This window comes from Streptomyces sp. NBC_00442, assembly GCF_036014195.1.
Classification (GTDB): Bacteria; Actinomycetota; Actinomycetes; order Streptomycetales; family Streptomycetaceae; genus Streptomyces.
In genome coordinates, this window is sequence record NZ_CP107918.1 from 2163226 (window position 1) to 2176602 (window position 13377).

Genomic DNA, 13377 nt, shown 5'->3' on the forward strand with positions numbered 1-13377 from the left:
ACGAACAGCTACGTACTACCGGCGCGCCACGCCCTCGGCGCGGGCGGCGGCCGCGACCGCGGCGGTGACGGCGGGGGCGACCCGCTCGTCGAACGGCGACGGGATGACGTAGTCGGCGGCGAGCTGGTCGCCCACGACGTCGGCCAGCGCGTTGGCCGCCGCGATCTTCATGCCCTCGGTGATCCGGGAGGCCCGGACCTGAAGGGCGCCCGCGAAGATGCCGGGGAAGGCGAGCACGTTGTTGATCTGGTTCGGGTAGTCCGAACGGCCCGTGGCCACGACCGACGCGTACTTGTGCGCGATGTCGGGGTGCACCTCGGGGTTCGGGTTGGCCATCGCGAACACGAAGGCGCCCGGCGCCATGGAGGCGACCGCGGGCTCGGGGACCGTACCGCCGGAGACGCCGATGAACACGTCGGCGCCGGCGAGCGCGGTCTCCAGGGAGCCGGTCAGGCCCGCCTTGTTGGTGAGCTCGGCGAGCTCGCGCTTGACGTCCGTGAGGTCCGTACGGTCGCTGCTGACGATGCCCTTGCGGTCGGCGACCGCCACATCGCCCAGGCCCGCTTCGAGCAGGAACTTGGCGATGGCCACACCGGCCGCGCCGGCGCCGGAGATCACGGCGCGCAGGTCGCCGAGGGTGCGTCCGGTGAGCTTCGCGGCGTTGCGCAGGGCGGCCAGCGTGACGACGGCCGTGCCGTGCTGGTCGTCGTGGAAGACCGGAATGTCCAGGGCCTCCTGGAGGCGCCGCTCGATCTCGAAGCAGCGCGGCGCCGAGATGTCCTCCAGGTTCACCCCGCCGAAGGAGGGGGCGAGGCGGACGACGGTCTCGATGATCTCGTCCGTGTCGGTGGTCGCGAGCGCGATCGGCACCGCGTCGACGCCGCCGAACTGCTTGAAGAGGATCGCCTTGCCCTCCATGACCGGGAGGGAGGCCTCGGGACCGATGTCACCGAGTCCGAGCACCGCTGTGCCGTCCGTCACGACGGCGACCACCTGCGACTTCCAGGTGTAGTCGTGGACCAGCTCCGGGTTCTCCGCGATCGCGCTGCACACCTTGGCGACGCCGGGCGTGTAGGCGAGGGACAGGTCGTCCTTGTCCCGGATCGGCACGGTGGCCTGCACGGCCATCTTGCCGCCCCGGTGGAGCGCGAAGGCAGGGTCGAAGGATTCGACGGAATCTCCGTAACCCTCCGTGCTGCTGTCGCTGCGAGGATTGACGATCTCCGCTGCCATGGTGATGTACCCCTTAAGTCTTCATCAGTTGAGGGTGGCCACTCCTTGTTGAGGAGGGGTGGGCGGACCCGCGTACGTTCCCCGCTGAGGGCGGTTGGCCCGCCCCGCGGGGAGGAGGTACGTACGCGCGGGCGCGCCGCACACGCGCCCTGAGCCCCGGATGAGGGGTGTAAGGATCCTTCTTACCGGACAGATACGTCCGCCGACGAGTCCATAGTGGCCCAGCGTCGACGCCCGGTCGCAGGCGGCCTCCGTACCGTGCCACGACTCGTCACGCCTTGTCACGACATATCGGTTACGCGGCATGAAACATGTCCGCACCGCGCGGTGAACCGGAGATTCTGCGGTCCGCGCGGGCGCTGCCCGCACAAGGTCCGGCGTCCGAGGCCGGGATGTGGCGGCCTGGTGTGTTTCGGGGGGTGACCCGTTATCCGATTTTGACATGGCTGCGACCCTGATTCCCGGGGTCCGAATGGCAAGATGCGACTTCACACGCGGTTCACACCGCGGTCGCGACACCCGAGGATGCGTGCACGACCACCGCCAGGACCTGTGCGTTCTCGCTGTACGCACTCCATGGCCACTCCACTCACCACCTGCCGGAGGAACCCGACCATGACCGCAAGCACCACCCGTCGTACGACCGCCTCCACGTCCCGGATTGCCGCGGTCGGCGCGATCGCGGTCGCGGGCGCCCTGTTGGTGACCGGCTGCGGTGACCAGACGAAGAAGGGCTCGGCCCCGGAGTCCTCGGGCTCCAGCACCGCCCCGCTCTTCTCCAAGCTCCCCGCGAACATCCAGAAGGCCGGCGTCATCAAGGTCGGAACGGACGCCACGTACGCCCCCATGGAGTTCAAGCAGGGCGAGAACATCGTCGGCATCGACCCCGACATCGCCGCGGCTCTCGGCAAGCAGCTCGGGGTGAAGTTCGAGTTCACCAGCGGCACCTTCGACACCCTGCTCGGCGCGCTGCCCACCGGCCGCTACGACGCGGTCATGTCCTCGGTGAGCGACACCAAGGCCCGCCAGGAAGGCCTTGACAAGGACGGCAAGAAGACCGGTACGGGCGTCGACTTCGTCGACTACTACACCGCGAGCACCGGCATCCTGGTCAAGAAGGGCAACCCGGAGGGCATCAAGTCCACCGACGACCTGTGTGGCAAGAAGATCGCCGTGCAGCGCGGCACCACCTACGAGCAGGCCGCCAAGGACCTCGCCGCCAAGTGCGAGAAGGACGGCAAGGGCAAGCTGAGCTTCGAGCCCTTCTCCACGGACGCCGAGGCGCAGACCCGCGTCAAGGCGGGCGGCGCCGTGGCCGACCTGAACGACTCCCCCGTCGCCGCGTACATCGCGAAGACCGCGGGCGGCGGCGCCGACTTCGAGTCGGTCGCCAACCCCTCGGACGCGGGCCCGTTCGGCATCGCGGTGGACAAGAAGAACACCCAGCTGCGGGACGCTCTCTCCCAGGCCCTTGACGCGATCATCAAGGACGGCTCGTACAAGACGGCGATCGACAAGTGGGGCGGCGCGCAGGGCGCCGTCACCAAGGCAGCCATCAACGGCGGCTCCTGACCCGCGCACCACTGAAGGGCAGTCGCTGTGACTGACAAGCTCGACAAGACCCCCTCCGGCCCGGCCGACGCCGTGCCGGAGCAGGGCCCGCCGGAGGCCATCCGCGCCATCCCGGTCCGCCACTACGGCCGCTGGATCAGCGCCGTACTCGTCGTCGTCGTGCTCGGCGCGCTCGCGTACGCGTTCGCCCAGGGCAATGTGCGCTGGGCCACCGTCACGGACAAGCTGTTCGACCCCAGCATCCTGACCGGCCTGTGGCACACCGTGCTCATCAGCGTCGTCTCGATGGCGGTGGGTCTGATCCTCGGCGTGCTGTTCGCCGTGATGCGGCTCTCGAAGAACCCGGTGACCAGCTCGGTCGCCTGGCTGTACATCTGGTTCTTCCGCGGCACTCCCGTCTATGTACAGCTCCTCATCTGGTTCAACCTGGCGCTGATCTTCCCGATCCTGAACCTCGGGTTCTACAAGGACTACATGACCGCGGTCATGACGCCGTTCCTCGCCGCACTGCTCGGCCTCGGTCTGAACGAGGGCGCGTACATGGCGGAGATCGTCCGGGCCGGCATCCAGTCGGTGGACGAGGGACAGACCGAGGCCTCGCACGCGCTCGGCATGACCCAGATGCAGACCATGCGCCGCGTGGTGCTCCCCCAGTCGATGCGGGTGATCATCCCGCCGACGGGCAACGAGTTCATCAACATGCTCAAGACCTCGTCGCTCGTCGTCGCCGTCCAGTACCAGGATCTGCTGCGCAGCGCCCAGGACGTCGCCGCGACCTCGTTCGCGGTGATGGAGATGCTCTTCGTCGCCTCCATCTGGTACCTGGCTCTGACCAGCGTGTTCAGCGTCGGCCAGTACTACCTGGAGCGCCGTTTCGCACGCGGTTCGCTGCGCGCCCTGCCGCCCACGCCGCTGGAGCGCATCAAGTCGAACCTGCTCTCCCTCTCCCACTGGCGGCGGTGACCCCATGACTGCACAACCGATGGTCAAGGCGGAGGGCGTCCACAAGTCGTTCGGCCCCGCCCACATCCTCAAGGGCATCGACCTGGAGGTGGCCGAGGGCGAGGTGTTCTGCCTGATCGGCCCGTCCGGCTCCGGCAAGTCGACGTTCCTGCGGTGCATCAACCACCTGGAGCAGATCAACGCCGGCCGGCTCTACGTCGACGGCGACCTGGTCGGCTACCGGCAGAAGGGCGACAAGCTCTACGAGCTCAAGGACAGCGAAGTCGCCCTGAAGCGCCGGGACATCGGCATGGTCTTCCAGCGCTTCAACCTGTTCCCGCACATGACGGCCGTAGAGAACGTCATGGAGGCGCCGGTCCAGGTCAAGCGCGAGTCGAAGTCGGTGGCCCGCGAGCGGGCGCTGAAGCTGCTCGACCGCGTGGGCCTCGCCGACAAGGCAGGCAACTACCCCTCGCAGCTCTCCGGCGGCCAGCAGCAGCGCGTGGCGATCGCCCGCGCGCTGGCGATGCAGCCGAAGCTGATGCTCTTCGACGAGCCGACATCCGCGCTCGACCCCGAGCTGGTGGGCGACGTCCTGGACGTCATGCGCGGCCTCGCCGAGGACGGCATGACGATGATCGTGGTCACCCACGAGATGGGCTTCGCGCGCGAGGTCGGCGACTCGCTGGTGTTCATGGACGACGGCGTGGTGGTCGAGGCCGGCCACCCGCGCGACGTGCTGACCAACCCGCAGCACGACCGGACGAAGTCGTTCCTGTCGAAGGTGCTGTAACCGGCGCCGCGGTGAAGGAAGGTGAAGGAAGGGGGGTACGGGCCGCGCCCGTACCCCCTTTCCCCTTTCCCCTTTCCCTCTTCGCGTCCGCTCCGCGCCTCCCCCGCGCTACTTGAGGGCGAGGAGCAGGGTGTCCGAGGGGGAGGCCCAGACGGGGCGGGCCTCGGCGAAGCCGGCCGCGCGCAGCGTCGCGGCGTGCCAGGACGCGGAGGGCATGTCCCCGTCGGCGTGCTCGCCGTAGATCTCGTACCGCTTGGCGGTCGGTTCCGCGAGTACGGGGTCCTGGGCGGCCAGCGCCCACCAGTCGGCCCAGTCGAGGGCGCCCCGCGCCCTGGCGCGGTCCATCTCTGCGTGGCGGTGGACGCGTTCCGCGGCGTTGATGCGGGGCGTGGCGGGGTCGATCATGTGGTCGGCGTTCATGAACACGCCGCCGTCACGGACGAGCCCGGCGATCTGCCCGTAGAGCGCGGCCAGCGGCTCCCTGTGCAGCCAGTGCAGGGCGGTCGCGGTGAGCACGGCGTCGTAGGTGTCGTACGGGAGCGACTCGGTCCACTCCGGGTCCTTGAGGTCGGCGGTCACGAGGGTGACCCGGCCGTCCCCGGCGAAGGTGCCCGCGGCGATGGCGAGGAGCGCGGGGTCCAGGTCCACCCCCGTGCTGACCGCGTCCGGGACCCGCGCCAGGAGGCGGTCCGTGATGCTCCCCGTCCCGCACGCGAGGTCGAGTACGCGCGGCGCGGGCCCGACGCAGGCCTCGACCATGTCGAGCATGACCCGGAAGCGCTCCTCGCGGTCCGGCATGTACCACTCCTGCTGCCGGTCCCAGCTGTCCTGCCAGCCCCGCCAGTGCGCACGCGCCCGCGCCGCGTCCCCGCTCCCCGGGTCCGCTCCCGTGCCCGGCCCCGCACCCGCACCTGTCCGCGTACTCGTCTCCTCCACCGGAGCGCCTCCTTCGAAGCCACTCTGTAATACCCTCGAAGGGTATCCAGCCGTTACCTGAATCCTTCCTGACCCTAGACCGCCGCCGTAAGGACTACAAGTGGAACTGGCCTATTACTCGGACTACGCCGTACGCCTGGTCAACACCGAGGAGCCGGCCCGCGGCAAGGACGCGCTGACGTCGGTCGACGCGGTCCGCGAACTGTTCGGCGGCAACCAGTCGGCGGCCCGCAGGGCTACGGACGCGGACGTGACGCGCTTCCGCTCGGTACGGGCCCGGCTGAGGGCGGTCTTCGAGGCGGCCGACCGCGGCGAGGAGGTCCAGGCCGTGGACCTGCTCAACTCCCTGCTCCTCGAATTCCCCGTCAGCCCGCAGGTGTCGGGGCACGAACACCGCGACGCGGACGACCGCCCGCTGTGGCACATGCACTTGGCCGACCATCCGTCGAACGCGACGGCCGGTTACGCCGCCATCGCCTCCATGGGCCTGGCCTTCCACCTCACGGAGTTCGGGGTCGACCGCCTCGGCCTGTGCCAGGCGGCTCCGTGCCGCAACGCCTACCTGGACACCTCGACCAACCGCTCGCGCCGTTACTGCTCGGACCGCTGCGCGACCCGCGCCAATGTGGCGGCCTATCGGGCCCGCAAACGCCAGGAGACCGAGCGGTCGGAGAGCACCGGCCTGACCGAGGAGACGGCCCAGGACGCCACGTAACCGACGGTGCGCCGGCGCCCGGCCGTCATCGGCCGAAAGCGCCCGCGCACCCGGCCGAGCACCAGCTCCACCGGCACGGCACCGAACGCCCTGCTGTCCACGACCTCGTCGGCGCCGTTGTCCCCGAGCACCCACCAGCCGCTCTCGCGCCGCTCCATCAGCCGCTTGACGATGAGCAGATCCTGCTGCAACGGGTGCCGGAGCACGGCCACGTCCCCGGCCCGCAGCTCGGCTCCGTAGTGCACGAGCAGCTGATCCCCGTGCAGCAGCGTGGGGACCATCGAGGTCCCCAGCACCTCAGCGATCCCCAACGGCACCCTCGGCTCCCGCCCCTCGTCCGTCATACGTCACCCACCTCCAGGCCACCGGCACCCCGCTGCCACTCCCACGGTACGTTCCGCCACGAGTCCCGGGGTGACCCTGGACTTTTGACCTAAGCCCATGGGGGCACCCGCGAAATCCCGTCTCTCACCGAGTAATGTCCCACCTGAGAAGACGATCACGAGGAAGGACAGCTCAATGCTTTCCCGCCTGTTTGCCCCCAAGGTGAAGGTCAGCGCGCACTGCGACCTGCCCTGCGGTGTGTACGACCCGGCCCAGGCCCGCATCGAGGCGGAGTCGGTCAAGGCCGTACAGGAGAAGTTCCAGGCCAACGAGGACCCGCACTTCCGTGCGCGTGCCGTGGTCATCAAGGAACAGCGTGCGGAGCTCGCGAAGCACCACGTCTCCGTGCTGTGGAGCGACTACTTCAAGCCCCCGCACTTCGAGAAGTACCCCCAGCTCCACCAGCTGGTCAACGACACCCTCAAGGCCCTCTCCACCGCGAAGGCCTCGACCGACCCGAAGACCGGCGAGAAGGCCCTCGAGCTCATCGCCGAGATCGACCGCATCTTCTGGGAGACCAAGAAGGCCTGATCTTTGGTCAGGCCGTCTGATCCGCGATTTCGCGGGTCACGTCGCCCAACTGTCCGCACCCGGCCCGCAGGCCGCCGAGAACGGCGTCCATGACGGTCCGGGTGCGGTCTTTTTTTCCCGGCCACGGATACGGCGTAGTCCGCCCTGACGATCAGGGCGGCGAACAAGGACCGCTTCACTGCCGGCGTCGATGGCCGGTACCCGGGCCCGCCACAGCAGCGCGTGTGGAAGCGGAGCATGCCCGATGCGGCAGCGGCCTCAACTCCGGTCCGCCTTACCGGATTTGTGTGCACGTCGGCCCACTGTGCGCCTACAGTTGTGCCGGACGTGGCGCAAGGACGTGCCGCGACGTATGGGTCCGGGAGTTGTCCCGGAGGCTCTTGCGCACCGGGTTGCCCGGCCGGCAGGGGCTGTTGCCGGTGATGAGGTACGGCGCGAGGGCGCCTTCGCCCACACGCGGCGGCAACCGCGTCGGCCGGACTTGCCAGATGTCGCGCGTGGTGAGAGACCCCCACCGCCCTGTTCCATCGGCTTGCCGGAGGCATCAGGAGAACAGCCCGGCGTGCGCCGAACACGGCTGATGGCGGTCTCTGATACGGAGTCCGGCCGCCGTGACCATCACATCCCTGCCACCGAGCGTCTACTTCGCGGACGACAGTGGCGACGCCCGTCGGGTGGCCCTGCTGGGCTGGATCCGGGTCGACGCGGGAGATCTCGCCGGCCCTCTCGCCCAGTGGCAGGCGTTCCGCTCGGAACTGCACGGCGACCCCTGTCTGGACATCCGCCCCGACGACAGCCTGCACGCGGTCGCACTCGCCGCGGGACGCGGCCGTCCTGTCCATGGCGTGCCGAGGCCGCCGGGGACCTCCGCCAAGGAGCCCTACCGTCACGTCGTGCGCCGGGCGCTCACCACGATCGGGGCCATGCCCGGCGTCTCCGTGGGCAGCGCGTACCGCACCGGCGAACCGGGCTCGACGTTCGGGCAGACCAAGCAGGGGCTCTACGAGGCCTGGGTGCGGCACATCAATGACGTGCACGCGAGGGCGGGTTCGTACGCACGCATCGTCTTCGACGGCAACGGAACGGAGGCCGGTCTGCGCCAGGCGCACCGCCGCCTGCCGAGCCCGCGGCATGTCGTCGGAGACCCCCATCTGACCCCGGCCCGCCGTCACCCGCTCCTCCAGGCCGCGGACCACGTCGCGTACTCCGCGTACCAGCAGCTGGCCCGCCAGCCTCAGCGGCAGTTCATGTGGCACTGGCTGAAGGAGCACGTGCCACGGGCCGAGGGGCCGCTCCAGCTCTGACCCGACAAGTCCGGGCCCCGGCATCGCTGCCGGGGCCCGGTATGCGGACCTGGTACTCCCGGTGTCCGGGCCAGGACCGCCACGACTAGGTTCCCACATCAGCGACCGAACGACGGAGACCTCATGAGCAATCCGACGCCGCCTCCCGCACTCTCCGTCAACTGGGATGGCGAAACCATCATCGTCTCGAACGTCGAGCGGGAACTCCCGCCGGCACCGACCGGTGACGACCGCGGAGACGTCGTCACGGCGGGCTCGTCCAACCCGCTGACCCCCCTGCCCGTCGACGCGTGGCATGCCGTGGCACGCGCCGTGGTCAGCCCCGAGACCGTGGCCGTTCAGCTCCGTCAGCCCAAGACCGCGGCCAGCGGCCTTCTGCTGGAGGAGCACGTCGAAGGGGCGACACTTCATTCCATTCCGTCCAAGGCATGGCTCCTGGAACTGTTCCCCGGAATTCAGCCGCGTACGGGAATGGAGGACATGACGATCTCCGACCCCCGAGTGGAAGGAAGGGGTGAAGACGGACAGCCTTCGACTCTCCTTCGCTACACGTACAGGGATCTTGAGCATCTCAGAAATCATGTATGGCAGACCATCCAGGGCACCTTGGCCCTCAACAACTACGCGCCGTCCATTCTCGGCCGCAAGGTGACCCGAGCGCTGATCACGCATCCCGTCGAGTTCTCCTTCGAGGACGGCACGGAGTCGGTCTACGCCCTCGTAGTACGTGACGGGATCACCCGGCTCGCGAGCGCCTGGAAGGTGCTGGCCGGTCCCGACGCAACGGCGGACCGGGCCGCCACCACAGCGGTGGATGCCTTGTTCGGAACGATCTCCCCGGTCAAGTCCGGGGATGCCAAACCGCTGACTCGGCGCATGGCCGCGGGCCGGGAGTCCAGGCGCCTCGCCCTGGCAACGGAATTCTCGCGGGGCTGGAGCGGAACAACACCGGGGCTACGGTCCATCCAGATCGCACAGACGTACACGATGCCCGTCCAGATCGCAGTCGGCGCACAAAAGCACATGGGAGGATTGGGGCTCGCCGCCGAAGACCTTTTCGATGACGCGATGCGCTCGATCCTTGCCTCCGTACACCTGGAATTCAAGGAGTGGGACCAGGCGGCTCAGAATGTGGAGGTGGCGACCCGTGCTCTCAAACGGGTGATGCAGCTCGACCTGGGGGGCTGGGACAAGGACGATCTCCAGGTCGTCTATGGACTCGCCGTTGGCCGCACCCCCGCGAAAGACCTGCCGGAGGAGTACAAGGACAAGGCGATTCCGGGGACCGATCTCTGGCGGGCGGTCTACTTGGTGCATGCCCTGACCCATCCGGATCTCATCGGTCCGCTCAAGGAGCAGTCCAAGGCGGTCAAGGGCGACCGGCGCATGTCCGACAAGGGCTTCGCCGGCCTGCTCGGCCCCATCGTGGACCAGCCGTGGCGCAGCGCCAAACGCGAGGTGACCAAGCAGGCACGCAACGCGTGGGGAAACGGCGGCGTCCTGACCAAAGACGTCCTGACGACCTCCTGGGACCCCCGTCCCACGACGGATTTCACCTCCCTCGTCGGACCCGCTCTCAGCGGTGACGACGATGCACGGTGCACTCTGGCGGTGGCAGGGGGAATCGCTCTCATCGCCGACAAGCTGCTGACCCGAAACGTGGGTTCGGCTCTCTTGGCACCCAAGGACAAGGGCGGCGTCCCGTTCCGTGCGGATGTGAAGGACGTCATCGGGGAACTGGCCAGGCCCGACAACGAACTGGGCTTGTGGACGCTCGCGATGGCGGCCCAGCGGTTCGAATCGGAACGGCTGCCACGGAACTCCTCCACCACCCGGCAGATAACTCGCAAGTCGACGGCGCCCGAGCATGCCAACGACTACGTGCATGTCGTCGTGGACCTGTCCGAGCCGGACCATATCGCTCGCGACGGGGCGGGTCAGCCCGTCGCCCTCACCCAGTGGGATGTCGTCTGGGCCTCCGACGAATCCCGTGCGCGCAAGGCGACGACACGGAATACCCCTGCGGACCCGCCTGTCCTGGACCCCAATTCGGCCGCAGGCCCGGAGTCGCGCACGCCTGATGCCCGGACGGGCGGCTCGCCGACAGAACACCGATCGGCCTCTCCTCTCCCCGCTCAGCGAGCCGCGGCAGAACACCAAGCCCTCAAAGAAGCGCTCGATGACGCACGCCGCGCACTCGACGAATTGACGGCCATCGAACCCGACATGGGCACGTGGCCCCCGCTGTTCACCGTCGACGTTCTGACGAAACTCCACGAGGCCGCCCAGAACATCCAGCACGACCTGTACCAAAGGCTCAGGGCGGAAGCCGAAGCCGCCGAACTGGAGCACCAGGATGAGGAAGGGGAGGAGGTGGAGGAGGAAGGGCCGACCCTTGAGGATGAGGAATAGGGATCCGTTCAGGGCTGCGACGAACAGCTCCGGATCGGGGCGGAGGCGTCGGTGTCGGTGTCGGTGTGGCTGCCTTCCGGGTTAGGTTCGGGGACATGGAACCTCTGGAGCCCCCCTACCCGCGGCTTCTCGTCGACCGCTTCGAGGCGGTGTTCCGCTTCTACGACGCCGTACTGCCCGGCCTCACCGGCTGCGTGCTGGCCCGAGGCAACTCTGCGTCAGGCTATGCGAGTTGGGACGCCGCGGACGGTCGCACCGCGCTCGCGCTGTTCGCCCGGTCCGCGATGGTCGCCGCGCTCGGCGAGGACGCGGTGCCGGGCGGCGGCGCGTCGCTCGTGGTTCATCTGCCGACGCGGGAGGCCCTCGACTCCGCCGTCTCGCTGTGCGTGGAGGCGGGCGCCACCGTGTCGGCGCCGGCGCGCGAACTGCCCGCGTGGGGGCCCGGGTTGCGGGCCGCGCACATCCTCGACCCGGACGGGAATCTGGTGGAACTCCAGACCTATTGAGGGTCCCGGGCCGCGGCCCTCACGCCAGCCCCCGCCTCACCAGCCCAAGAACCTCCTCCTCCGTCAGGCCCAACGACCTCGCCTCGTCGACCAGTTCGCGCACCTTGAGCATCAGGGCCGCCCGGCCACCGGCCCCGGCGTCCGCCACGACGACCGCTCCCCGGCCCCTGCGGAGTTCGATGAGGCCCTCCTCGCGCAGCCGCTGGTAACCCCTCAGCACGGTATGGAGATTGACGCCCAGGGAGTCCGCGAGGGCGCGGGCCGACGGGAGGCGCTCGCCCGGGGTCACGGTGCCCTCGGCGATCGCTCGGCGCACCGATGCGGCGATCTGGTCGCCGAGCGGCAGCGGCGACGCGGGGTCGACACGGAAGAGCATCAGGCCGCCTCTCCCGACGGTGCGACGCGCATCAGCGTCCCGCCTCCGCCCGGTGGGCCAGCGTGTTGAGCAGTGCCGCAGCCGTCGCCGAGTCGTCCACCGTCACCGCGAACTCCCGGCCGTCCGTGCGGTGCACGACGATCGCCTCGCCCGAGCGCAGCATCAGCCCCGACCTGCCCGGCCGGAACCGGTAGCCCCAGCCGCCGTACTCCGCCACGACCTCGATCCTCCGGCTGATCGCGCGGTCGACGTCGGACAGCGGTATCCGTATGCGGGGCCAGGGCAGCACGGACGGCCGGGCGGTCAGGCCGTGCCGGTCGACGGTGACATAGGGGCGGGAGAGGGCCAGGCAGAGCAGGCCGGCCGGCAGCACGCCGACGACCGCGTTGAGCCGGATACCGATGAGCAGCAGGACGGCCCCCACGGCGAGCAGTGCCGCTCCGACCAGGAACAGCACCCGCGACGGCGCCCGGCGCATCCAGCCGGCCGCTTCGCCCTCGGCGAGGTGGAGCCGCGGGGACTCGTCCGAGCCCAGGGACGGCGCGGGCGCCGGCACCGGGACCGCCCGCAGGAGCAGCCGGCCGATGAGCGCGGCGAGCGCGCCGACACCCGCGCCGACGGCGATCTGCCACAGCGGCATCCGCACCCGCGCCGGGTCGCCCGCACCGGCGTTGGCGACCAGGACGACGGCCAGGAGGTAGCCGACCAGTCCGGCGGTTGCGTACCCGGCAATGATCAGCCGGCGCGGCCCCCGCACGGCGACGTCCGTGGTCCCCGCGACCACGCCCCACAGCGCGGCGAGCCCGAGGTGCATGACGACCACGAGGACCAGGTACGAGGTGTGGCTCGCGGTGCCGTCGGAGCGGCCCGACGCCGTGAAGTGGCCGGCCATCGGGTCGGGCAGGCGGTCGCGCAGGAGCGCGTACGCCGTCAGGTCGGCGGCCAGGGCGAGCAGGAAAGGCAGCACGGCTACGGATATCAAGCGATATCGGGCACGGTTCATCAACGTCTCCTCGTGCGCGGCCTGTTGGCGACTTGTTTGCATACTAGTAGAACAATACGAGGGGCGGTGGGAAGTGGAGGCCTCCGGCCGGGAAGCGGAGCGGCCGCCGTGCACCACGGAGTCCTGGGGACTCCCCGATGCGCGGCGGCCGCGTGAGGAACAGACAGACCGAGGGAAGGGACGGGGGGCGAGGAAGGGGCGGAGGGGAAGGGGCCGGCTAGATCGCGTCCAGGGGGGATCGCTGGAGGCGGGAGCCGGAAGGGAGTTGGCGCCGGATGTCGTCCAGCACCGAACCGAAGTCGAGCTCGGCCCGGCCGCTCGCGTACACCGCTCCCCCGAAGTGCAGGGCTACCCCGAGGTCGGGCTCCGGCGGCTTGAGGGAGAGCAGGCAGCTGAGGGTGGCCTCCTGAACCGCGCCGTCGTCCGAGGAGACGGGCACGGGCATGTCCCATTCGAGTACGAAGTCCCGGAGGTTCCCGCCGTCGAACGCGAAGGTGCCGCTCTCCGTCGGTATCCCCGGCACCGGGCCGAGCGAGTCGAAGCTCGCTCCGGCGAAGTCGACACCCCGGATCCGGGTCCGCAGTTGCGTCCCGTCCGTGGTGATCGTCAGCGCTTCTGATCCTAGGCGGTCCCGATACCAACCCGCCCATGACTGTGGTGTCATGCGCGG

The 13377-nt window shown here is 69.4% G+C and carries 14 protein-coding genes; 8 read left to right on the forward strand and 6 right to left on the reverse strand.

Annotated features, from left to right (window positions below; translation table 11 throughout):
* Nucleotides 1-15: 15 nt before the first annotated feature.
* Complete coding sequence (locus tag OG432_RS09530) at nucleotides 16-1233, reverse strand: NAD(P)-dependent malic enzyme (RefSeq protein ID WP_328309717.1); 1218 nt, start codon at nucleotides 1231-1233, stop codon at nucleotides 16-18.
* A 615-nt stretch (nucleotides 1234-1848) separates the two neighbouring features.
* Here OG432_RS09530 and OG432_RS09535 point away from each other — a divergent pair.
* From OG432_RS09535 to OG432_RS09545, 3 genes are read left to right on the forward strand one after another with little or no spacing between them, the layout of a single operon-like run.
* On the forward strand, nucleotides 1849-2805 hold the full coding sequence (locus OG432_RS09535; protein ID WP_328309719.1) for an ABC transporter substrate-binding protein: 957 nt from the start codon (nucleotides 1849-1851) through the stop codon (nucleotides 2803-2805).
* A gap of 27 nt (nucleotides 2806-2832) precedes the next feature.
* Nucleotides 2833-3768 (forward strand): amino acid ABC transporter permease, encoded by a 936-nt coding sequence (locus OG432_RS09540; RefSeq protein ID WP_328309720.1) that lies wholly within the window; start codon nucleotides 2833-2835, stop codon nucleotides 3766-3768.
* A 4-nt stretch (nucleotides 3769-3772) separates the two neighbouring features.
* Nucleotides 3773-4540, forward strand: a complete 768-nt coding sequence (locus OG432_RS09545) for an amino acid ABC transporter ATP-binding protein (protein WP_328309722.1) — start codon at nucleotides 3773-3775, stop codon at nucleotides 4538-4540.
* Nucleotides 4541-4648: 108 nt separating this feature from the next.
* Here OG432_RS09545 and OG432_RS09550 read toward each other — a convergent pair whose 3' ends face one another.
* On the reverse strand, nucleotides 4649-5338 hold the full coding sequence (locus OG432_RS09550; RefSeq protein WP_328315050.1) for a class I SAM-dependent methyltransferase: 690 nt from the start codon (nucleotides 5336-5338) through the stop codon (nucleotides 4649-4651).
* 238 nt (nucleotides 5339-5576) lie between these two features.
* On the opposite strand from OG432_RS09550, the gene OG432_RS09555 reads away from it, so the two are divergent.
* A complete protein-coding gene (locus tag OG432_RS09555) occupies nucleotides 5577-6191 on the forward strand; it encodes a CGNR zinc finger domain-containing protein (RefSeq protein ID WP_328309724.1) in 615 nt (204 codons plus the stop codon).
* Here OG432_RS09555 and sodX read toward each other — a convergent pair.
* A complete protein-coding gene (gene sodX, locus OG432_RS09560) occupies nucleotides 6110-6535 on the reverse strand; it encodes a nickel-type superoxide dismutase maturation protease (protein ID WP_328309726.1) in 426 nt (141 codons plus the stop codon). The two genes, OG432_RS09555 and sodX, sit on opposite strands and share 82 nt — an antisense overlap.
* Before the next feature lie 175 nt (nucleotides 6536-6710).
* Between sodX and sodN the strand changes: the two genes are divergently transcribed.
* From sodN to OG432_RS09580, 4 genes are all read left to right on the forward strand, one after another.
* On the forward strand, nucleotides 6711-7106 hold the full coding sequence (gene sodN / locus OG432_RS09565) for a superoxide dismutase, Ni (RefSeq protein WP_267056334.1): 396 nt from the start codon (nucleotides 6711-6713) through the stop codon (nucleotides 7104-7106).
* A gap of 611 nt (nucleotides 7107-7717) precedes the next feature.
* Nucleotides 7718-8410 carry a hypothetical protein gene (locus OG432_RS09570; protein ID WP_328309733.1) on the forward strand — a complete coding sequence of 231 codons (693 nt, stop codon included), beginning with the start codon at nucleotides 7718-7720 and terminating at the stop codon, nucleotides 8408-8410.
* A 123-nt stretch (nucleotides 8411-8533) separates the two neighbouring features.
* Nucleotides 8534-10822 (forward strand): hypothetical protein, encoded by a 2289-nt coding sequence (locus OG432_RS09575; RefSeq protein WP_328309735.1) that lies wholly within the window; start codon nucleotides 8534-8536, stop codon nucleotides 10820-10822.
* Between the two features lie 95 nt (nucleotides 10823-10917).
* On the forward strand, nucleotides 10918-11328 hold the full coding sequence (locus tag OG432_RS09580; protein WP_328309737.1) for a glyoxalase/bleomycin resistance/extradiol dioxygenase family protein: 411 nt from the start codon (nucleotides 10918-10920) through the stop codon (nucleotides 11326-11328).
* Between the two features lie 19 nt (nucleotides 11329-11347).
* Here the strand turns inward: OG432_RS09580 and OG432_RS09585 are convergent, their stop codons facing one another.
* The 3 genes from OG432_RS09585 to OG432_RS09595 form a co-directional block, all read right to left on the reverse strand.
* Nucleotides 11348-11704, reverse strand: coding sequence for a GntR family transcriptional regulator (locus OG432_RS09585; protein WP_328309739.1), 357 nt, complete (start codon nucleotides 11702-11704; stop codon nucleotides 11348-11350).
* 31 nt (nucleotides 11705-11735) lie between these two features.
* Nucleotides 11736-12707 (reverse strand): DUF1648 domain-containing protein, encoded by a 972-nt coding sequence (locus tag OG432_RS09590; protein WP_328309741.1) that lies wholly within the window; start codon nucleotides 12705-12707, stop codon nucleotides 11736-11738.
* 217 nt (nucleotides 12708-12924) lie between these two features.
* Nucleotides 12925-13371, reverse strand: coding sequence for a DUF6304 family protein (locus OG432_RS09595; protein WP_328309743.1), 447 nt, complete (start codon nucleotides 13369-13371; stop codon nucleotides 12925-12927).
* Nucleotides 13372-13377 lie beyond the last annotated feature (6 nt).

Excerpts from the sequence above, each read along its gene's own strand:
- OG432_RS09535 (WP_328309719.1), top strand. The coding sequence starts at position 1,849 with ATGACCGCAAGCACCACCCGTCGTACGACCGCCTCCACGTCCCGGATT.
- OG432_RS09545 (WP_328309722.1), top strand. The coding sequence starts at position 3,773 with ATGACTGCACAACCGATGGTCAAGGCGGAGGGCGTCCACAAGTCGTTC.
- OG432_RS09550 (WP_328315050.1), bottom strand. The coding sequence starts at position 5,338 with ATGCCGGACCGCGAGGAGCGCTTCCGGGTCATGCTCGACATGGTCGAG.
- sodX (WP_328309726.1), bottom strand. The coding sequence starts at position 6,535 with ATGACGGACGAGGGGCGGGAGCCGAGGGTGCCGTTGGGGATCGCTGAG.
- OG432_RS09580 (WP_328309737.1), top strand. The coding sequence starts at position 10,918 with ATGGAACCTCTGGAGCCCCCCTACCCGCGGCTTCTCGTCGACCGCTTC.
- OG432_RS09590 (WP_328309741.1), bottom strand. The coding sequence starts at position 12,707 with ATGAACCGTGCCCGATATCGCTTGATATCCGTAGCCGTGCTGCCTTTC.
- OG432_RS09530 (WP_328309717.1), bottom strand. The coding sequence starts at position 1,233 with ATGGCAGCGGAGATCGTCAATCCTCGCAGCGACAGCAGCACGGAGGGT.
- OG432_RS09585 (WP_328309739.1), bottom strand. The coding sequence starts at position 11,704 with ATGCTCTTCCGTGTCGACCCCGCGTCGCCGCTGCCGCTCGGCGACCAG.
- sodN (WP_267056334.1), top strand. The coding sequence starts at position 6,711 with ATGCTTTCCCGCCTGTTTGCCCCCAAGGTGAAGGTCAGCGCGCACTGC.
- OG432_RS09575 (WP_328309735.1), top strand. The coding sequence starts at position 8,534 with ATGAGCAATCCGACGCCGCCTCCCGCACTCTCCGTCAACTGGGATGGC.
- OG432_RS09595 (WP_328309743.1), bottom strand. The coding sequence starts at position 13,371 with ATGACACCACAGTCATGGGCGGGTTGGTATCGGGACCGCCTAGGATCA.